The following is a 20,923-nucleotide window of genomic DNA, read 5'->3' on the forward strand; positions in this document are numbered from 1 at the left end:
CCTTATACAGTATAGCATACTACTTCTCTTTCTTCCACATAATTGTGACTTTAAAAAGATCTCCGTCTGTCTCTACTTTAAATTCACCGCCCTGCAGTTCCGTAAAACTCTGGGCAATCGCAAGACCAAGACCGCTTCCTTCGGTATTTCTGGAAAGATCACCTCTTACAAACCGCTCCGTGATCTCCTCCGGTGTAAAATTCATCTCCGTGGCAGACATATTTTTCAGGCTGACGGTAACTTTTCCATCCTGATCGTTCATGGCAATATACACGCGGGAATGAGCCATGGAATATTTCAGAATATTCTGCACCAGGTTATCAATAATGCGGAAGGTTCTCTGCGGATCCAGACGCAGGATACATTTCTCCTCCGGCAGACTCCACCGGAAATCCAGTGTGCTTGACTGAATCTTATCCTCATTTTCCAGTCGTACTTCCTTGATAAGGCTCACCAGATCTACTTCGTCATAATTCATGACGATGTTGTCAGTGGTCGCCTTGCTGATCTCAAACAAATCCTCAATCAGCACTTTCAGCCGCTGGGATTTTTTCTCCAGGGTTGCCACATATTCTTTACGTTCTTCCTCTGTGATATCTTCTTTTTTCAGCAGATCCACATAGGTGATAATAGCGGTCAATGGTGTCTTTAAGTCATGAGATACATTCGTAATAAGCTCCGTCTTCATATTCCGGCTTCTTACTTCCTCATCTACCGCTTTCCGGAACCCACTTTGAATCGAAGTCAGCTGATCCCGGATGGGATTAAAAATTCCCATGTCCTCTTCCGTAGAAGCATTCAGATCTCCATCAGCAATAGTCTGTGTGACATTTAAAAGTTTTTTATAATTTTCCTGAATCTCTCCGCATTTTTTCTTGATGAGTACATACAAAAGAATCGAATAAATAATTGCTCCAAAGATTCCTCCAAACCAGATACAGCACAGCAGAACCACAATCAGTCCATTAATGCCGACCACTTTCCAGATATTTCTGGTCAGATGCTCATCCAGCTCCACATCCGTTGCCCAATTCCACAGCCTGAGCCACTGACGTTTCAGCCATACGAAAAACCGGAAGAACAGCGTCTGTTCCCAGATCGTCCGGAGTGGATGTGTGATATACGGAAGCAGGGAAGCCATCAGCCAGTACCAGCCAAATGCAAAGCAGCTCCAGAACAGCCAGATCAAGAATACCGCTACTGCGGGGGCATACTGTCCCAACGCCATATCTGATTCCAGGTAACCGGTCAGAGAATCCGATCCTCTCTTAAGCGTCAGTATCGCAAATTCATTCCCCAGCGCCCAGACTGTACCAACTGCTCCCATACACCCGATCACAAAGCTTACTTCTGTTGGCAGACGGAAAATCCGGTATTTCCGCAGTTCGAGAGAAGGGATATTTTGCAGGATAAGCGCCAGCAATGCCATGGCAATGATGATGACCATACCTGCCGTGGCAATACCGCTGTTATTATAAGCAACTCTTTCCACCCAGTACTCATCATCCATGTAATTATAGCTGTCATAATTTCCATTAATTCCGAAGACAAACGTCACATTCTGAATGATTGGAAGTGACATCTGCCTCAGCAGTGCATCATTACCAGCCTGATCAACTCTCAGATAGGTTTCATCACCAGATACCACGGTACCCGACTCCACATTGATGGCAGTATCCTCGTCGGTCTCATCATAGCTGACCTCATAGTCTTCGCCTTCATCCATGCCATTGTCATCCATGAGCTGTCCAATCGTTGCCTGCGTGAGACATTCGGTCAGATTTGACAGGCCGCCGATCTCATCCAGATCGAGATTCCATGTCTTACGGATATCCGGAACGCCTCTGCTGTCATAGGAAATGACCAGGCCGGAAGAATAGTAATCAAACATATCCACTCCGTCGTTATAAACTGCCTGCAGCAGTCTGGCATCCGAGCCGAAATTTTTGTCCACCCCTTTCGCATAGCTGGCATATTCGTAGATATCCTGTACCGTTACATACTGGTTTCTCATGTTCTTCATGAGTCTCGCGGCCGCTTCTTTTAAGCCCGCCTGCTCACTGTCTGTCAGTTTTCCTTTGTCATAGTTCTGTGTCAGATAAGTATAGGCATTCATATCCGGTGTAATCTCATAATTCAGATAGTAAATCGAGGATAACAGATACCGTTCAAAGTCGTCACCTACTGTAAATGCAGCCACATCACGATTTTTACTTACTCTGGCTTCTTCCTCTGTCTGATAAGTCTGAATCCTTTTCTGCGCTTTCTGCCAGAATACCGGATAGAGATTGCACATAATCACACCTGCCAAAGACACGCAAAGCAGTACTGCCAGTATTCCTTTGTATTTATTGTTTTTCCATTTTATAGCCAACGCCCCACACCACCTTCAAATATTTTGGATTTTTCGGGTTAATCTCGATCTTCTCACGGATATTCCGCACATGCACCATGATCGTATCTGAATTGACTGCTTTCTCATTCCAGACCCGCTCATAGATCTCATCAGAAGAGAACACTCTTCCCGGATGCTTCATCAGCAGCAACAGAATCCGGTACTCCATCGGGGTCACCTTCACCGGCACACCATCCACCCGGAGTTCTACTTTTTCCTCGTTGAGTTCCAGACCGCCGATCCGGTAAATGTGCTGTTCTTCTTCCTTTGAGCCGCCGTCCTTTAATTTTTCCAGATAACGGCTGTAGCGGCGCAGCTGGGAATTGACCCTTGCCAGAAGCTCCAGCGGCGTAAAGGGTTTGGTCACATAATCGTCCGCTCCCATGTTAAGTCCCAGAATCTTATCCACTTCCTCCGATTTTGCAGAGAGCATAATCACCGGGAAATCATAGTCTTTACGCATCTCCATGACCATCTGGATTCCATCTTTTCTCGGCATCATCACATCCACAATGGCAAGGTGGATTTCCTCCCGGTAAATAATTTCCAGTCCTTCGATTCCATCCGCAGCTTTGAATACTTCATAGCCCTGACTTTTCAGATAAATCTCGATTCCGTCCCGAATCTCTTTGTCGTCCTCAACGACTAACACATGATATTTCTCCATTTCACTTTTCCTGCCCTTCATGACTTGTATTCTAACTGCCGATTCTTAAAATCAAATGCAGGTATTTCTAAAAAAATTCTGAAGAAATACCTGCATACTTTCTAATTATAAATCTACTCTATGCACTTCAAACATGTCCTCTGACCGTCTGGTTACCTGCAGGACAAAATCGAATCGGTCCACATCTGTGCACAGCTGATAATCTTCTGCCGGAAATACCTCCTGGGTCTCCGGCCGGAAAAATTTTTCCCCGGATTCGGTGTGACGGAGTGTTTTCAGTTCTGCCTCCATATCAAGAGCGGTTCCTTCCACCAGACTCTTAATGTAGCGGGCACATAAAACATCTTCCGGCGCGGAGGCCTTTCCTTCCAGTCCCATGGCAACCAGAGACACCTGCTCCGGCTGTACTTTCTGAATGTACCGCGCAATGGCCGCTGCGTTGACCAGGCTTCCCGTGATAATCTCCTCTGCTCCGGCAGCATTGACGATTCCCTGAGTTCCGGCACTGGTGGTGTGGATCAGTGTCTTTCCCTCAAGATCAGCGTCTGCGGTCTGGGACGGAGAATTGCCATATTGAAATCCCGGAAGAATCACACCGTGACGCTCTCCTATCAGAATCGCCTCCGGATGGTTCTCTTTCCATGCATAAGCGGTCTCTTTCGCCCCCACCGGACACAACTGTGCCGGATGTTTTGCCATCAGATAGCACTCCAGGGAAAATGCCCGGAAGACATCAATAATAACGGTCAGGCCTTTTGCCTGTCTGGCCCCTTCTATCATTTCCAAAATCTGAATATTCATCTTTTTCTGCCTCAATCTAATTGTCTGATTCATTCTGACAGAGCCTTTCTGCCAGCTCGTCCAATTTTTTTCTCACATCCGGGCGCTCCGCAAGTCCTTTCTTATCTGAGCCGCCCATAGTCACGATACCTTCACAGACTGCTCCCAGATCATCCAGCATGTACTGGAACGTAGTGGATGCTCCCAGAAACTGCCGTTCGGATTCCGGTGCTCCGCCCACCAGCAGAATCGCCCCTTTCCGGTAAGGCTTTTTTCTCCCTCCCCGGATGATGGCTGCCCAGTATACCTGCAGCCGGTCCAATACTGCTTTCATGGATCCTGGAATATTATAAAAATATACCGGAGCTGCGAAAATAATCCGATCCGCTGCGTCGAGCTTCGCGTAGATCTCATTCATAGGATCATCAATGGCACATTTAGGATGGGTAAAGCAGAAGCGACAGTCCCTGCAGGGAGTAATGTCTTTCCGGTTATCCACCGACAGCCATTCCACTTCGCCGTCAAGCTGTCCTGCCAGATATTCTGCCATGGCAATTGTATGTCCTTTTTTTCTCGGTGATCCGGTGATAATCAGTGTTTTCATCATTGTTCCTTTTCTTTTTTATAGAAGAATTCCCGGTAATATCCAACTGCCGATAACTCCGTAGATCAGCAGATGAACTGGATAAAACCAATAGAAAAACCATTTGGGCTGCCGCCCCCGCTCCCCATTATAAAACCAGATGGGGATGAAAGCCAACGGTGCCGGAAGCTCCCAGTAGGTACAGATCGCTCCTGTGATACACTGCTGGAATCTGGATTCCCGCATAAGATAGAGCACGACAATCAAAGCCACTCCCATTGCTCCATAGTCACAGTGCACCAGTTCTCCCAGCGCACATCCGGCTGCGGCAATCACCAGACGCAGATACCAGACATCCTTCTGGGTTTTCAATGCCCAGATGGTCAGAAGTCCAAGCAGCAAAGTTACATACACATTCTGATACTGCCAGTCAAAGAATTTCCCGCGCACTGCCAGATCAAAAGGAATCTCGCTGATCAGTGCAAAAATTCCCAGCCGCATGGCATATTTTTTCACATCTCTGGTATGAAGAAATCCTTCCACCAAAAGGAAACAGAAAATCGGAAAGGCCGGCCGGCCAATATACCGTAAGATCCGGTCCACCCGCAGTAATTCGTTCCAGTGATTGGAAAACAGATTTCCCAGAGGTGACCTGCCCCAGACGTTCATCACATAGGTTTCCAGAACAGATGCCCCGAAATGGTCAATGACCATGGTGATAACCGCAAACCATTTAAGTACGCTGCCGCTGATCCCCCATTTAGTCTTCATGCTTCTTCACTACTTCGCCCTGTTTCTTATAAATAGAATGTGCCGGCACTACACCTCTTACGGAAGACAACGGATAAATATTGCTCTGTCTGCCGATCACCGTACCCGGGTTCAGGACAGAACCGCATCCAACCTCTACATTGTCACCGATCATGGCACCAAATTTTTTGATACCAGTCTCAATATCTCCCTCCGGTGTATGTACTTTCACCAGATGTTTATCAGATTTTACATTGGACGTGATGGAACCCGCTCCCATATGTGCCTTGTATCCAAGAATAGAATCACCCACATAGTTATAATGGGGAACCTGTACTTTATTGAAAAGCACCACATTTTTCAGTTCGGTGGAATTGCCGACCACAGCCCCTTCGCCTACCAGTGCGTTACCGCGGATAAATGCACAGTGACGCACCTCTGCTTCTTTTCCGATGATGGCCGGTCCATGTATATAAGCGCTTGGAAATACATTGGCAGATTTTGCAATCCATACATCCTCGCCTACTTTGTCGTACTCCTCCGGATCGAGGGCTGCACCTAATTTTTTGATAAATTCACCGATTTTCGGAAGTGCCTCCCACGGATAGGTCAGACCGTCAAAAAGCTCTGCTGCGATCGTCTCGTTTAAGTCATACAGATCCTGAATGGTAATGTTGCTCATACTGTTATTCTCCTTTTTGCTTTGTCGGGGTTTTCTGCTCCGTTTTTGTTTTCTCTGTCTTTTTATAATATGCTGCTGCCGCCTCAAAATAAGGCCTCATGGCAAAATGCTGTCGGCTTCCCAGCACCTGCTCCGTTCTGCTGCGGACAAAATGTTCCAGTTTTCCCATATATTCATCCTGGGTAATCTGGCCTTCCGCCACATAGGTAAGTCCCTTTTCCCAGCTGGCGGTCAGCTCCGGATTCAAAAGGGACCGGATGGATACGCTGACCACGTCGAAAATATTTTCGCCCAGCAGAGTGGGGGTGATGATCTGTGTTTTTTTATTTAACGCAATATATTTATTGTTCACCAGCTTTTTCAAAATCTCTGCTCTGGTTGCGCTGGTGCCGATGCCGCTTCCCTTAATCTGTGCACGCAGATCCTCATCTTCAATAAGCTGTCCTGCATTTTCCATAGCCAGAATCATGGAACCGGAATTATAACGCTTGGGCGGAGAGGTCTCTCCCTCCTTGATCTTTGCATTCTTCACCGCAAGCTTCATGCCTTTCCGAAGCTTCATCAAAAGCTCCAGCGTGGAAGCATCTCCTCCGGTCTCCTCCTCTTCCCCTGCATCGTCCTTTTTCTTCTTGAACTCCAGGGCTTTCGGCGCGATTTTGAGATATCCTTCCTCCATGAGAATCCGGAAATTCGCAAAAAATTTCTCCGTTCCCATACAGGTCACCAGCGCTGCCTTCTGATACACCGCCGGCGGATAGAAAATGCTTAAAAATCTTCTCACAATCAGCTCATAGACCTGCTGTCCGGTCTGTGACACACTTCGAAGCGCTCCAAATCCCTGACCAGTAGGAATAATTGCATAGTGATCGGTAATCTGCTTGTCATTGGTATAGCGGCTCTTTCCAATCCCCTGCCAGGATTTTTTCTCCAGAATCTCTGCCGCTGCTTCTGCCAGCGGCTGATAATTCCGTAAGCCACCGATATTTTTATAAATCTCCTTTGCCACCGCCGTGGATAACACACGGGCGTCCGTTCGAGGATAAGTCACCAGCTTCTTCTCATAGAGCTCCTGGGTGATCTTCAGTGTCTCATCCGGACTGATCTTGAACCGCTTGGAACACTCATTCTGAAGCTCTGCCAGATTAAATAAAAGCGGCGCATAGCGGGTCTCTTTCTTCCGCTCGATGGAGACAAGCTCCGCCTCCTGAGGTTCCATGGCTTTTAATTTGTGAATCAGGGCTTTCGCGTCCTCTTCTTTTTTGAAACCATTTTCCTTATAAAGAAGCGGCGACTGATAGTAAGCGCTTCCTTCCACAGCACGCCATTCTCCGTCAAAGGGCTTTCCACCCAGATCCTGCACCAGCAGCACCCGGTAAAACGGTGTCTTTACAAAGCTTCGGATCTCCCGTTCTCTTCGAACCACCATACCAAGAACACAGGTCATAACCCGGCCCACGGAGATCACCGTGTATTTAGTGTTCTGAAAGCCGGAAATAGCTCTTCCGTACTGTAAAGTCAGCAGTCTGGAGAAGTTGATTCCCATCAGGTAATCTTCTTTGGCACGTAGGTATGCAGCTCCTGCCAGATTATCATACTCGGACAGGTCTTTTGCCTCCCGGATGCCGCGCAGGATCTCCTCTTCCGTCTGGGAATCGATCCAGACTCTCCGGCGTTCTTTGTCTTTCACGCCTGCCATCTGTTCTACCAGACGGTAAATGTATTCTCCTTCCCGCCCTGAGTCCGTACAGACGTAAATACATGTCACATCCGGCCGGTTCAGAAGTCCGCTCACGATCTGAAACTGCTTCTTTACACTGCCGATGACCTCATATTTCCATTCTGTGGGAAGAAACGGCAAGGTCTCCAAGGACCAGCGTTTGTATTTTTCATCGTAAACTTCCGGATAACTCATGGTTACCAGATGACCCACGCACCAGGTCACGATGGCCTCGTCGGATTCGAGGTAGCCATCTTTTCGCGCCATATTCAGTTTCAGTGCTTTTGCGAATTCCTGCGCCACGCTGGGCTTCTCCGCAATATATAAAGATTTATTCATAGGTACTACACTTTCTCATTCTTTGCCATGTGCAATTGTAACATACTTATGCTATAATGTCCATGATGTAGGGGCTTCTCCATGTCTACGTCAGTGGCTGAAGGGTCAGGCGGGATGGTCATGATATTCTGTGAGCGGAACCGCTCCCGCCTGACCCCTGCACTATTATTTTCAGGGAGTACTTTCATGAAGGTTGTAGGTATCATCGCAGAATATAATCCTTTTCATAAGGGACATCAGTTTCATTTATCGCGTGCGCGGGAATTAACCGGTGCGGACTATGTGATTGTCGTCATGAGCGGCAATTATGTGCAGCGGGGGACACCTGCCATGTTCGATAAGTACACTCGTGCGGAGGCGGCTTTGCGAAGCGGCGCTGATCTGGTGCTGGAACTTCCTGTATCTGCCGCCACGGGAAGCGCCGAATATTTTGCATCCGGTGCTGTGAAGATACTGGCAGATACAGGAATCGTAACAGATCTCTGCTTCGGCAGTGAATGCGGTTCTCTTATGGATCTTCAGAAGCTGGCAGACATTCTGGCAGAGGAGCCGGAAGAATATCAGATTCTCCTTCGAAAGTATTTAAAGAAGGGAATGAGTTTCCCGGCTGCCCGGGCGCATGCCATGAAGGACTTTGCACCGGAGCTTGCCTCTAATCTTCTCGATACCCCCAACAACCTGCTGGGACTGGAATATTTGAAAGCTCTGAAGCGGCTTCACAGCACGATCCTTCCTCATACCATTCAGCGGGAGGGAAATGCTTACCACGACATTACCATTACAGACGAAAGATCTGCCTCTGCCAGCGGTATCCGGGACGCTCTGATGAAGAGTCAGGGCGTCTTCACTGACCGTATATTGCAGCAGCTTCCATTTCCGGAACTCTATAAGGACTACGAAGGACTGTCACCTATCTCGGAGAATTCCTTTTCCCTGCCCCTTTTGCAGAAGCTGCGGGCATTACAGGATCAGCCACTGGAACAGTACTTTGGTGTCAGTGTCGAGCTCTCCAACCGGATCTGGAACCGACTGGATGAATTTTCATCCTTTTCCGGTTTTACGGATCTTCTGAAAACCCGGGAACTGACCCGCACTTCCGTAAGCCGTGCACTGCTCCATGTTCTGCTGGATGTCCGCGAATATAAGCCTGCAAGTGTATTCCGCGTACTCGGATTTCGAAAATCATCCGCCATACTGCTGAAAGAACTGAGTGCTCATGGAAATCTGCCCGTGATCACTTCCATTTCCCAGGCTGGAATTCCACCGAAAGAGCTCTATGCAGATCATCTTTATGAATCCGTCCGTTCCCTGCTGCACGGACGGCCCTTTCAGAATGAATACCGAAGAAAAATGCTGGTCATCTGACCACAGGAGGTTCTGCTTTTGAAAAATTATATCTGGAAACTGTTCACCGATTTTGTGGAACGGATTTCGCGCACCCATACCTTTCATGCCCATTTCAGTCTGCTCTTTACCATTTGGGCCATGGCGGCAGCCACCGGACTTTCCACTTTGTATCATCGCATCAATCCCACCGGATCTGCCAATGTGGCGCTGATTTACATCCTGACGATTATTATGATTTCCTACCACACGGACAAATACCGATATGGTATTATCTCTGGTATTGTCAGTGTTTTTTTCATAAATTACCTGTTTACTTATCCGTTTGGCCAGTTCAGTTTTGCGGTGTCCGGATATCCCTTCACCTTTATGGTCATGTACTTCATTTCCATTTTAACCAGTGCCACCACCTTCCGCATGAAAGATCAGGCGCGAAAAATTAACGAAGCAGAAAAGTTTCTGGCTGATGCAGAAAAAGAAAAGCTTCGCGCCAATCTGCTGCGGGCAGTTTCCCATGATCTTAGAACCCCTCTCACCAGCATGATCGGAGCCAGCTCTTCTTATCTGGAAAATGAAGCTGCTCTTCCACCGGAAGAAAAACGGAAACTGGTCTCTGAAATCTATGAGGATGCCAACTGGCTGCTCCATATGGTTGAAAATCTTCTGTCCATCACCCGGATTACCGACGGAGGAGCCAACGTTCTGAAAAAAACGCCAGAGGTTGCAGAAGAAGTGCTCTTTGATGCAGTGTCCACTTCCCGAAAACGATACCCGGATCTGCAGATTAAGACCGTCATTCCCGATGAATTCGTAACTGCCCCCATGGATCCGCTGCTCATAAAGCAGGTGCTCCTGAATCTCATTGAAAATGCATATTTTCATGCCCACAGCACGAAACCGCTGGAATGTGTCTTAAGCAGTACCGAAGATGCCATCGAATTCTGCATCCGTGACTATGGAACCGGAATTGCCCAGGACCGTCTGTCAAGCATCTTTGACGCGGTTCCGTCTGCTCCCAGCTCTGCCGCATCCACTGTGGATGCCCGCAAAGGCATGGGCATTGGACTTTCTATTTGCAAAGCCATCGTCAATGCCCATAACGGCGAGATTACCGCACGGAACCATGCAGAAGGAGCGGAATTCCGTTTTACCATTCCAAAGGAGGAAATCCATCATGAAACCAATGATTCGAATCCTCGTCATTGAAGATGAGAGAAATATTCTGAACTTTATTACCTCTGTCCTGGAATCCCAGGATTATCAGGTAATTCCTGCCTCAAATGCTGTTGAAGGGCTTTCCCAGGCCGCTTCTTCCTCACCGGATCTAATTCTTTTAGATCTGGGACTTCCTGATCTGGATGGTACAGAAGTGATTCAGAAAATAAGAACCTGGTCCGCAATTCCCATTCTCGTGATCTCTGCCCGTACCCAGGAACAGGACAAGGTACTGGCACTGGATCTGGGCGCTGACGACTACATCACGAAACCCTTTGGTAATTCCGAGCTTCTGGCAAGAATTCGGACGGCCCTCCGCCATACCATGCAGCACCAGACAGGCAGCGATCCGCTCCTCCATCCCTATCACCATGGCGGTCTGACCATTGATTTTGAAAAACGACTAGTCACCAGAGACGAAACGGACATCCATCTGACTCAGAACGAATACAAAATCGTGGCGCTTCTGGCTCAGAACAGTGGCCGCGTGCTCACTTATGATAAACTGATTGAATATGTATGGGGACCTTATTCCGAAAATGACAACACCAGTCTCCGGGTACATATGGCAAATATCCGAAGGAAACTGGAGCCAAACCCTGCAGAGCCGATTTATCTTTTTACTGAAATCGGCGTTGGCTACCGCATGGCAGAAGAAGACGCATAAGATGTGCTGATAATAATGACCCCTCCGGGAGGCAGGATGTTCAGGAACCTGCGCCCGGAGGGGTCATTATCTGTTGCTGGACTGATGTGCCATTCATATGCGATGGATATGGAGGATAACGCATATACACCAGTCATATATTCGTGCATTCTGCATGAGATTTCACATAAATAAAAAAACTGCCGCTATAACCCACAAGCCGACATTTCGCAAAATGAAGTGCGCCATTCACTCCATCTGTTGGATGTTAAGCCTTGCTCGGAAGCTCATCTCACATACCAAGCAGGTTTCCTGACTTACGGATACCAACGTCTGTCCTCCCCTTCTCACATGTATGATTGGGTTATGCAATGGGATTTTGAAAACAGACTCTCCGAATACAGTGACCGGATCGCTCAGGACTCGCACCTGATTCCCTTTTCGCACCTGTCGTATGGTAGGCACGCACTTGGTACAGCATTCTCTGCACATTATTGATTATAGACAACAACAGCCGAGCTGTCAAGAGTTTTGGGATATTTTTCCCAATTTTCTTTTTCAGTCCGGCTGTTTTATTGGCAATTATTACCTTTTAGTTCTTAAAACTGTGAATCGGAGCCGGAATTCTTCCGGTTCTTTCCACAAATGCGTCACAGGAGAAGTTATTTACCGGCATAATCGGTGCATAGCCAAGCAATCCACCAAACTCTACCATCTCACCTACACCTTTTCCGATAACCGGAATCAGACGAACTGCCGTTGTCTTCTGGTTAACCATACCGATTGCCATCTCGTCAGCAATAATACCAGAAATGGTAGTTGCTTTTGTGTCACCCGGAATGGCAATCATATCAAGACCTACGGAGCAGACACAGGTCATAGCTTCTAATTTCTCCAACGTAAGTGCTCCCGCCTGTACGGCATCAATCATTCCCTGATCTTCACTGACCGGAATAAATGCACCGCTTAAGCCGCCTACATAAGAAGATGCCATAACGCCGCCTTTCTTCACCTGGTCATTTAAAAGCGCCAGGGCTGCAGTGGTACCCGGTGCTCCTGCATGCTCCAGACCAATCTCCTCCAGAATCTCAGCGACGCTGTCTCCAATGGCCGGAGTCGGTGCCAGAGAAAGGTCGATGATACCGAATGGAATTCCCATTCTTCTGGATGCTTCCTGAGCTACCAGCTGACCAACACGGGTAATCTTAAATGCGGTTTTCTTAATCGTCTCACAAAGTACCTCAAAATTTTCTCCACGAACCTGGGAAAGGGCCTTCTTTACAACACCAGGGCCACTGACACCCACATTGATGACAGCATCTCCCTCAGTTACTCCATGGAAAGCACCTGCCATGAACGGGTTATCATCTGGTGCATTGCAGAAAATAACCAGCTTTGCACAACCAAGAGAATCATTCTCCTTCGTCATTTCTGCAGTTTCTTTTACAATTTCACCCATCAGACGGACTGCATCCATATCAATACCGGTCTTGGTGGAACCCACATTGACAGAACTGCAGACACGTTCCGTCGCTGCCAGCGCCTTCGGGATGGCACGCATAATAAGCTCGTCACTCTTCGTCATTCCCTTGGAAACCAGTGCAGAAAACCCGCCCAGGAAGTTAACGCCTACCGTATGGGCTGCCTTATCCAGCACCTTTGCAATCTCCACATAATCATCCGGTGTCTTGCAGGCCGGTCCACCGATCAGAGCAATCGGAGTTACGGAAATACGTTTATTAACAATGGGAATTCCGTACTGCGCCTCGATGGATTTTCCAGTGGATACCAGATCTTTGGCCGTCGTGGTGATCTTCTCATAAATATTTTTCTTCAAAGTCTCAAGGTCAGAATCAATGCAGTCCAGAAGGCTAATGCCCAGCGTAATGGTACGTACATCCAGATTCTCTTCCTCGATCATTTTATTGGTCTCAAGAACTTCTGTAATATTGATCATAGTCTTCTTATCTCTCCTTAGATACGATGCATCATGTTAAAGATATCTTCATGCTGACAGCGGATCACTACGCCGATCTCCTGTCCCAGTGCACCGAGATCACTGGAAAGTTCTGTCACATCTCCTGCCTGTGCAGCGTCCACGATCATCATCATATTGAAATAACCGTCAACGATGGTCTGGGAAATGTCCAGAATGTTTACCTGATGTTCTGCGAGATACGTGCAGACTTTTGCAATAATGCCTACTGTATCGTGTCCTACTACTGTGATAATAAATTTGTTTTTCATAGGTTCTCCTCCATGTTGGTTAGAAATTACATACTCCGGAGCATTGTTCCCTGTCTGCTACCTGAATGTCAAAATCTCCGGATTTATAATCCACCGGATCCAGCTCAATTTCCAGACGTACCGTCTCATAAGCCAGTTCCGCGTAGTTATTTTCTTTGCTCAGATGTCCGAGGTAAATCTTCTTAATATTATCATGCAGAATTCTGCAAAGAAGCTGTCCGGCACTCTCGTTGGACAGATGTCCCCTCTCTCCTAAAATCCTCTGTTTTAAAGGATAAGGATAAGGTCCTACCTGAAGCATCTGAATATCGTGGTTTGCCTCCAGAAGAACTGTATCCAGTCCCTTAAGATGTTCCACAATATAATCGTTATAGACCCCCATGTCCGTGGCTACCGCCGTACTCTTCTCTCCGCACTCAAACCGATAAGCCACCGGTTCCGCCGCATCATGAGAAATAGCGAATGGTTCCACCTTCATATCCCCTATGAAAAAATCTTCATCTGCATGCACCACATGGTACAGTCCTTCGTCTATGGTTCCAAGACTGCTCATAGACTTCATCTGACGGATCGTGCCTTCCGTTGCATAGATCGGCACACCATATCTTCTGGCCAGAACACCCACTCCCTTAATATGATCTGAATGCTCATGGGTAATCAAAAGCCCCTGAATATCGCTTCCTTCCAGCTCCAGTTCCTTTAAACCCGCTTCGACCCGTTTCGCGCTGATGCCCGCATCCACCAGCAGATGGGTATTATCACTTCCTGTATAAATACAGTTTCCGCTGCTTCCGCTGGCAATACTGCATAATCTCATCTATTCCTTCATCCTTCTGTCTATCTGTCGAAATGTCTCTTCCTCACTGCCGTTATTATCAATCATAAACAGACAGCGCTTCTGAAATTCTTCATGTGTTTTCTGGCTGCGGAAGATCTGATCTATCCTCTCGTCGCTGTAACCGCGGCTTTCCTTCAGTCTTTGACGCCGAATTTTTTCATCTGTATAAATATACCATGTTTCATCACAGAATGCATCATAATTTTCTTCCAGAAATAAAGCAGCTTCTACCACAACGTATGACAAATGCGATAATTCCGCTTCTTCCAGCCGCCGCAGAATTTCCTGCCGTACTGCCGGATGGATGATCCGGTTCAGAATCATGCGTTTCTTCTCATCCGCAAATACGATGGCTCCCAATGCTTTCCGGTCAATGGTTTTGTCTTCACTTACTATTTCCTGACCAAACACCTTTACTACCTGCTCATAAGCTTCATGACCTGGTTCCATCACTTCATGACCTACCAGATCCGCCAGAATAAGCTTCGCTCCATAACGTTTTTCCAGATAGTTCAGCACCGTACTCTTTCCGGCTCCCACACCGCCGGTCACTCCAATAATTTTCATCTGTTATTTCGCCTCGTACCAGTTTTTTCCTCTGTGGAGATCGATTTCCAGCGGAACCCGCAAAGACGCTGCCTGCTGCATCTCCTCCCGCAAAATTTCTTCTACCCGATCTGCTTCAGAAAGCTTTGCCTCCACCAATAATTCATCGTGCACCTGCAGGATCAGCCTTGATTTCATTCTCTCTTCCCGTAACCGGTCATGTACCCGGTTCATGGCAATCTTGATAATGTCCGCTGCCGTTCCCTGAATGGGGGAATTCATGGCCACGCGCTCTCCAAAGGATCGCTGCATAAAGTTAGAAGATTTCAATTCCGGAACCGGTCTTCTCCTGCCATACATGGTGGTCACATAGCCTTCCTCTTTGGCATGCTCTACCAGTCCATCCAGATAAGACTTGATTCCCGGATAGGTTTCAAAATATCGTTCAATATATTCTTTGGCTTCTTTGGTGGAAATGCTCAGATCCTGAGACAGCCCAAAAGAACTGATTCCATATACAATACCAAAATTAACTGCTTTCGCATTTCTACGCTGCTGCGGTGTCACCTCATCAATGGGCACGTGAAATACCTGAGAAGCAGTCAAACGATGAATATCCTCTGCCTGCTGATAAGCCTCAATCAGTTTCTCATCCCCGGACATATGAGCCAGTACCCGAAGCTCAATCTGGGAATAATCCGCATCCAGGAAAATACAATCCTCCGCCGGAATAAAGACCTTTCGGATCAGCCGTCCAAGCTCCATACGTACCGGAATATTCTGAAGGTTCGGCTCCGTACTGCTGATCCTTCCGGTGGCTGTAATGGTCTGGTTAAATTTGCTGTGAATTCTTCCATCCTTCGCAATACAGCCAGCCAGTCCGTCTGCATAAGTGGATTTTAATTTGGTCAGCTGACGGTATTCCAGAATATCCCTCACTATCGGCTGATCGCCTGCCAGCTTTTCTAAGATGTCCGCTGATGTGGAATAGCCGGTCTTGGTCTTCTTACCACCCTTCATTCCCATCTTTTCAAACAAAATCACGCCCAGCTGCTTGGGAGAATTTATATTAAATACCTCACCGGCTGCCTCATGAATCTTTTTCTCCAACTCCTCAATCCGGCCAACCAGCGCTTCCCCATATTCCCGGAGTTCTTCACCATTCACCCGGATACCCGCCTGCTCCATGTCATACAAGGTAAATACCAACGGCATCTCGATCTCATCGAACAGCTTTCTCATACCCATCTCGTCCAGTTTTTTCAGAAGCTCCGGCATCTTTTTAAAAGTAGTGAGTGCCGCATACGGTTTTTTCAGATCTTCATGCTCATAGCTGCTCATGAGCGGATTGATAAGATAAGCCGCAATCTCAATATCAAACAAATGTTCCCGATAAACCGGATGGACAAAAGCTAATAATTTTTTCACATCTGAAGCCCCGCAAAGCGGTACTTCCTCGATGATTTCTCTCAGCTTGTCCAGAAGATATTGTTCCGTCAGAAATCCTTCCTCGGAAACACAGAACACTTCCTGCTCCGAATCTGTCAGAGATACATGCAATCCATCTTCATGATACAGTTCAAAGGCAATCTGCTTCTGATTTTTCAGTCGTGAAAACAGATTTTCTGCTTCGGCAAAATCGGTAACCATCGTCACTTCCGGTTCTGCCGGCTTGCCTGCTTCTACCTCCTCAAACCGTCCCAGGAGCTTCTTAAAATTCAGTTTTCTGCACCATTCGTAAGCCTCCGGCGTATAGAGGTTTGTAAGCCTTGCATCCTCAAAAGAAAGAGTAAGCGGTGCTTCCAAGCAGATGGTAGCCAGTTCTTTACTCATCTTGGCCATATCGTAATGGTTTTTCAGCGCTTCCTTTGCACGGTTTGGCTTAATCTCCTCTACATGGGCATACGCATTTTCAATCGTGCCGTAAGCAACGATCAGGTTGGTTGCTGTCTTCTCTCCAATACCCGGTACCCCCGGAATATTATCAGAAGCATCTCCCATAAGTGCTTTTAACTCGATAATCTGGGACGGTGTTACCTGATAGGCATCCTTTACATCCTGGGCATGATAATTTTCAATTTCCGTGACACCTCTCTTTGTTTTCGGCATCCGGATCATAATTTTCTCTGTGGCCAGCTGCAGAAGATCCCGATCTCCGGATACAATGACTGCATCCACACCTGCCTCTTCGCTCTTTTTTGCTGCTGTTCCCAGCAGGTCATCCGCCTCATAGCCTTCCATCATAAGCAGTGGGATACCCATGGCTGCAAGCAGTTCTTTTAATACCGGCACCTGCTCACGCAGTTCCTCCGGCATAGGTTTTCTCGTTCCCTTATAAGCATCATACATTTTATGCCGAAACGTCGGTGCCTTCAGGTCAAAAGCCACCGCCAGATATTCCGGCTTTTCCTCGTCCAGAATCCGGAACATAATATTCAGAAATCCGTAGATTCCATTGGTATGAAGTCCCTCTGCATTGGTCAGGTCCGGGACACCATAAAAGGCACGGTTGATAATACTGTGCCCATCAATCAAAACTATTTTTTCACTCATCAGATGAGCCACCTCACGATCATATAGAATAACACTCCAGTTGCAGCTAAACGCATCAAAAGCACATATAAATATAGAAAATGTTCATCCCGTACATCCTCTTCGGAATTTTCCAGGGAATCATTTACCAGTGTCCGGTAATTCACCGTCTCCTCCGCACCATCCAGCTGTCGGATACCGGCAAAAACCGTGGCATACACTTCCAATTCTTCATAACATTCCGGACAATGCCGAATGTGTTTCACAAATTCTCCTTCTTCCCGCTCGTCCAGTTCCCCATTAATATAAGGAACCAACAGCCGTTGTGCCTGCTTACAGTTCATCCTTCCCGCTCCTGTCTTCACTCATACACATGTATTTCTATTATATCTAATCAAATATGGGAATGCAAGTTGAACAAAAAAAGCTCCATACCGTCTGGTATGAAGCCTTTTTTCCTATGCAGGAGATGGGACTTGAACCCACACGAAGTCACCCTCGTCAGATTTTGAGTCTGATGCGTCTGCCATTCCGCCACTCCTGCGCATCCAACTCAGTTATCATACCACAAGTCCTCCCAAAGTGCAAGAAAATTATTTTACAAGCTCTTTCAGTTTTTTTCCAATTTCAAAGCAGTCAAAGGTTGCGAAGTAATCATTCAGTGTCTCTGCTCTTCGAATCAACTGTACAGAGCCATCCTCTTTCAGAAGCAGTTCTGCAGAACGCAGTTTACCATTATAGTTATATCCCATAGAATGTCCATGTGCACCTGCATCATGAATAAACAGATAATCACCTTTATCAATTCTCGGTAGTTTACGGTCTACAGCAAATTTATCACAATTCTCACAGAGAGATCCGGTTACGTCGTAAACATGATCGCAAGGTGCATTCTCTTTACCAAGAACAGTAATGTGATGATATGCACCATAAATAGCCGGACGCATCAGATTTGCTGCACAGGCATCCACACCAATATACTCTTTATGCGTATGTTTCTCATGAATAGCCTGAGTTACCAGTCCACCATATGGTCCCATCATGTATCTTCCCAATTCCGTACACAGAGAAACATCCCCCATACCTGCCGGTACCAGCACTTCTTCGTATACTTTCCGAACGCCCTCACCGATAACCATAATGTCATTCGGTTCCTGATCCGGCTGATACGGAATACCGATTCCTCCAGACAGATTAATGAATGTAATATGTGCACCCGTCTCTTTTTTCAGACGTACAGCCAGTTCAAATAATACTTTTGCGAGCATTGGATAATACTCGTTAGTTACGGTATTACTTGCCAGGAATGCATGAATTCCAAAGTTCTCAACACCTTTTGATTTCATGATCTTGTAAGCTTCGACCATCTGTTCCTCTGTCATGCCATATTTGGCATCACCAGGGTTGTCCATGATACCATTGCTCATTTTAAAATATCCGCCCGGATTATAACGGCAGCTCATGGTTTTCGGTAAATAACCAACGGATTTTTCCACAGCTTCAATATGGGTAATATCATCCAGGTTAATAATTCCACCCAGTTTCTCACAGTACGCGAACTCCTCCAGCGGAGTATCATTGGAAGAGAACATGATATCATGTCCGACAATGCCTACTGCCTCAGACAAAACCAGTTCTGCCTGGGAAGAGCAGTCACTTCCACAGCCATACTCATTTAAAATCTGCATCAGGAATGGATTCGGCGTTGCCTTCACTGCAAAATATTCTTTATATCCCGGATTCCAGGAAAATGCTTCGTAAAGACGTTTCACATTTTCGCGGATTCCCTTTTCATCATAAATATGGAACGGTGTCGGATAAATCTTTGCAATACCTTCGATCTGATCCTTGGTAACAAATGGTACTTTCTTCATCTGCATATTACTCCTCATTATTATTGTATAGTTTGTTTGCGAACCATGCAGAACACACGTAATCATTCTGCCGAAAAAAAGAGGAAGTCTGTTCACACAGCCTCCCTCTTCGGATTGAGCCGCTTCAGGCAGCCCTGTCAATCGGGGTAACAGGATTCGAACCTGCGACCTCACGGCCCCCAGCCGTGCGCTCTAGCCAAACTGAGCCATACCCCGACAACGGATTAATTATACCGTATAGTTTTAAAAAATGCAACTATTATTTTTTTCTTCCGTTTACTCCCATTCTCGATTTTTCTTAAATTTTACGTTGATTTTACCAGTTGCAGCATTTGGATTTTACATTGCTATTTTATACTATTTATTAGAAATGGAGGAATACATGATGAAATTATTCATTTTAAAACATACAAAAATCTATCTGTTGCTCTGCTGGCTGCTACTGTGGGGCGTCGGCTCACTGTTCGGTCTTCCAGCAGCATTAAACGCTCTTTTGGTACTGGCAGTCGGATATCTGGCAAATGTAATCTGGCTCATGCGATTGGCAAGTGGGCTCTCGCCTCAGACAGAGAAAGCTTACCGCAGCAAGAAATCTTATTCTTGTACCCTCGCCAAATCATAACCCGCCTCTTTCAGTTTCTTTTTATATGTTCTGTATTGCTCTTTTGAATGCAGTTGCCTGTCTGCATTCGATACTGGGATTTACGGTGTATCCTGCAGTCTGCTGGGTACACCGTGAATCCCCTGAGCAATCAGTTATCTATTTTTCTCACAGCATTTTCCTTTAATTCCCGTATCGAATTCCGGATTCATAATATAGAAATTCTTTGCATCCAGATTTTCCTGCACGACACGCAGTGCTTCCCCAAAACGCTGGAAATGAACAACCTCCCTTGCTCTTAAAAAGCGAAGCGGATCTGCCACTTCCGGATCTTTGACCAGTCGAAGCAGATTGTCATACGTCGTCCGGGCTTTCTGCTCCGCAGCAAGGTCCTCCGTGAGATCGGTAATTACATCTCCCTTGGACTGGAACTCGCAGGCATTAAACGGAATGCCGCCTGCTGCCTGTGGCCACAGCGCTGTAGTATGATCTACATAGTATTTGTCAAAACCGGATGCTTTTAATTCTTCCATGGTCATATTCTTTGTCAACTGATATACAATGGCACATATCATTTCCAGATGAGCCAGCTCTTCCGTTCCAATATCCGTCAGTGTTGCCATACACTCCCGGTACGGCATGGTATAACGTTGTGCCAGATACCGCATGCTGGCGCTCAGTTCACCATCGGGACCGCCCAATGGTATGTCAGCCAGGCAATCCGGCATAAAATATAGTAACCATCACTTTTTCAGGAGTTCTTTTCATGAACGCTGCCGCCTACATCCGTGTTTCTACCGATGACCAGATTGAATTTTCCCCTGCAAGCCAGCTGAACCAACTACGCATCTATGCACAAGATCACCAGCTTCTGCTCCTGGATTCCCACATCTATATGGATGAGGGAATCAGCGGGCGTACTGCCGCAAGACGCCCTGCTTTTCTAAAAATGATCGCAGCTGCCAGAGAGACTCCCCGTCCCTTCGACGTGATTCTTGTCTGGAAATATTCCCGCTTCGCCCGCAGCCGTCAGGACAGTATTTTCTATAAATCCCTACTTCGCCGTGAATGCGGCATAGATGTCATTTCTATTACTGAACCCCTGTCAGATGACCCCACTTCCATTCTTATGGAAGCCCTTCTTGAAGCCATGGATAAATATTACTC

At 46.8% G+C, this 20,923-nt stretch carries 20 protein-coding genes, 2 tRNA genes and 1 riboswitch; of the genes, 5 read left to right on the plus strand and 17 right to left on the minus strand.

All coding sequences use genetic code 11. The annotated features are described in order from the left end of the window. Positions 1–19: 19 nt before the first annotated feature. The 7 genes from ACZMB2_RS01995 to ACZMB2_RS02025 form a co-directional block, all read right to left on the minus strand. Positions 20–2,374, minus strand: a complete 2,355-nt coding sequence (locus tag ACZMB2_RS01995; protein WP_487595272.1) for a sensor histidine kinase — start codon at positions 2,372–2,374, stop codon at positions 20–22. Next, the gene (locus ACZMB2_RS02000; protein ID WP_118769281.1) at positions 2,349–3,062 is read right to left on the minus strand and encodes a response regulator transcription factor; all 714 of its coding nucleotides are present in this window, start codon (positions 3,060–3,062) and stop codon (positions 2,349–2,351) included. Before ACZMB2_RS02000 ends, ACZMB2_RS01995 begins: the two co-directional genes overlap by 26 nt. Positions 3,063–3,167: 105 nt before the next feature. Then, positions 3,168–3,896 (minus strand): 2-phosphosulfolactate phosphatase, encoded by a 729-nt coding sequence (locus tag ACZMB2_RS02005; protein WP_487595273.1) that lies wholly within the window; start codon positions 3,894–3,896, stop codon positions 3,168–3,170. Further along, entirely contained in the window at positions 3,880–4,449 is a 570-nt protein-coding gene (locus tag ACZMB2_RS02010) for a flavodoxin family protein (RefSeq protein WP_487595274.1), read from the minus strand. The genes ACZMB2_RS02005 and ACZMB2_RS02010 overlap by 17 nt, the downstream gene beginning before the upstream one ends. Positions 4,450–4,464: 15 nt before the next feature. Then, positions 4,465–5,196, minus strand: coding sequence for a TraX family protein (locus ACZMB2_RS02015; protein WP_487595275.1), 732 nt, complete (start codon positions 5,194–5,196; stop codon positions 4,465–4,467). Further along, positions 5,186–5,857 (minus strand): acyltransferase, encoded by a 672-nt coding sequence (locus tag ACZMB2_RS02020; protein ID WP_118769277.1) that lies wholly within the window; start codon positions 5,855–5,857, stop codon positions 5,186–5,188. Before ACZMB2_RS02020 ends, ACZMB2_RS02015 begins: the two co-directional genes overlap by 11 nt. A 4-nt stretch (positions 5,858–5,861) precedes the next feature. Further along, on the minus strand, positions 5,862–7,913 hold the full coding sequence (locus ACZMB2_RS02025; RefSeq protein WP_487595276.1) for a DNA topoisomerase: 2,052 nt from the start codon (positions 7,911–7,913) through the stop codon (positions 5,862–5,864). Positions 7,914–8,099: 186 nt separating this feature from the next. On the opposite strand from ACZMB2_RS02025, the gene ACZMB2_RS02030 reads away from it, so the two are divergent. The 3 genes from ACZMB2_RS02030 to ACZMB2_RS02040 are packed head-to-tail and all read left to right on the plus strand — an operon-like array spanning position 8,100 to position 11,139. Then, positions 8,100–9,278 carry a nucleotidyltransferase gene (locus ACZMB2_RS02030; protein WP_487595277.1) on the plus strand — a complete coding sequence of 393 codons (1,179 nt, stop codon included), beginning with the start codon at positions 8,100–8,102 and terminating at the stop codon, positions 9,276–9,278. An 18-nt stretch (positions 9,279–9,296) separates the two neighbouring features. Beyond that, the gene (locus ACZMB2_RS02035; RefSeq protein WP_487595278.1) at positions 9,297–10,463 is read left to right on the plus strand and encodes a sensor histidine kinase; all 1,167 of its coding nucleotides are present in this window, start codon (positions 9,297–9,299) and stop codon (positions 10,461–10,463) included. Next, entirely contained in the window at positions 10,432–11,139 is a 708-nt protein-coding gene (locus ACZMB2_RS02040; RefSeq protein WP_487595279.1) for a response regulator, read from the plus strand. Before ACZMB2_RS02035 ends, ACZMB2_RS02040 begins: the two co-directional genes overlap by 32 nt. A gap of 264 nt (positions 11,140–11,403) precedes the next feature. Next, positions 11,404–11,606, minus strand: a riboswitch (cobalamin riboswitch). 104 nt (positions 11,607–11,710) lie between these two features. Here the strand turns inward: ACZMB2_RS02040 and ACZMB2_RS02045 are convergent. The 9 genes from ACZMB2_RS02045 to ACZMB2_RS02085 form a co-directional block, all read right to left on the minus strand. After that, complete coding sequence (locus ACZMB2_RS02045) at positions 11,711–13,075, minus strand: PFL family protein (protein WP_487595280.1); 1,365 nt, start codon at positions 13,073–13,075, stop codon at positions 11,711–11,713. Positions 13,076–13,092: 17 nt separating this feature from the next. After that, the gene (locus ACZMB2_RS02050; protein WP_118769272.1) at positions 13,093–13,365 is read right to left on the minus strand and encodes an ACT domain-containing protein; all 273 of its coding nucleotides are present in this window, start codon (positions 13,363–13,365) and stop codon (positions 13,093–13,095) included. Between the two features lie 19 nt (positions 13,366–13,384). Continuing rightward, complete coding sequence (locus ACZMB2_RS02055; protein WP_118769271.1) at positions 13,385–14,182, minus strand: MBL fold metallo-hydrolase; 798 nt, start codon at positions 14,180–14,182, stop codon at positions 13,385–13,387. Continuing rightward, on the minus strand, positions 14,183–14,770 hold the full coding sequence (gene coaE, locus ACZMB2_RS02060) for a dephospho-CoA kinase (RefSeq protein ID WP_487595281.1): 588 nt from the start codon (positions 14,768–14,770) through the stop codon (positions 14,183–14,185). It lies immediately after the preceding gene. A gap of 3 nt (positions 14,771–14,773) precedes the next feature. Continuing rightward, complete coding sequence (gene polA / locus ACZMB2_RS02065) at positions 14,774–17,302, minus strand: DNA polymerase I (protein WP_487595282.1); 2,529 nt, start codon at positions 17,300–17,302, stop codon at positions 14,774–14,776. Further along, positions 17,302–17,625: an anti-sigma factor family protein gene (locus tag ACZMB2_RS02070; RefSeq protein WP_487595283.1), complete on the minus strand. Its 324-nt coding sequence runs from the start codon at positions 17,623–17,625 to the stop codon at positions 17,302–17,304. Before ACZMB2_RS02070 ends, polA begins: the two co-directional genes overlap by 1 nt. Positions 17,626–17,742: 117 nt before the next feature. Then, positions 17,743–17,825 (minus strand) — tRNA-Leu (locus tag ACZMB2_RS02075). Positions 17,826–17,874: 49 nt separating this feature from the next. Next, a complete protein-coding gene (locus tag ACZMB2_RS02080; RefSeq protein ID WP_487595284.1) occupies positions 17,875–19,155 on the minus strand; it encodes a diaminopimelate decarboxylase in 1,281 nt (426 codons plus the stop codon). Positions 19,156–19,296: 141 nt separating this feature from the next. After that, positions 19,297–19,371 (minus strand) — tRNA-Pro (locus ACZMB2_RS02085). A 166-nt stretch (positions 19,372–19,537) separates the two neighbouring features. Here ACZMB2_RS02085 and ACZMB2_RS02090 point away from each other — a divergent pair. Then, positions 19,538–19,777, plus strand: coding sequence for a hypothetical protein (locus ACZMB2_RS02090; protein ID WP_487595285.1), 240 nt, complete (start codon positions 19,538–19,540; stop codon positions 19,775–19,777). A gap of 134 nt (positions 19,778–19,911) precedes the next feature. Here ACZMB2_RS02090 and ACZMB2_RS02095 read toward each other — a convergent pair whose 3' ends face one another. Then, positions 19,912–20,484, minus strand: coding sequence for a manganese catalase family protein (locus ACZMB2_RS02095; RefSeq protein WP_487595286.1), 573 nt, complete (start codon positions 20,482–20,484; stop codon positions 19,912–19,914). A gap of 38 nt (positions 20,485–20,522) precedes the next feature. Here ACZMB2_RS02095 and ACZMB2_RS02100 point away from each other — a divergent pair. Continuing rightward, on the plus strand, positions 20,523–20,923 hold a 401-nt coding region (locus tag ACZMB2_RS02100), incomplete at its 3' end, for a recombinase family protein (RefSeq protein WP_487595287.1).

The organism is Hominiventricola sp. (assembly GCF_057604405.1).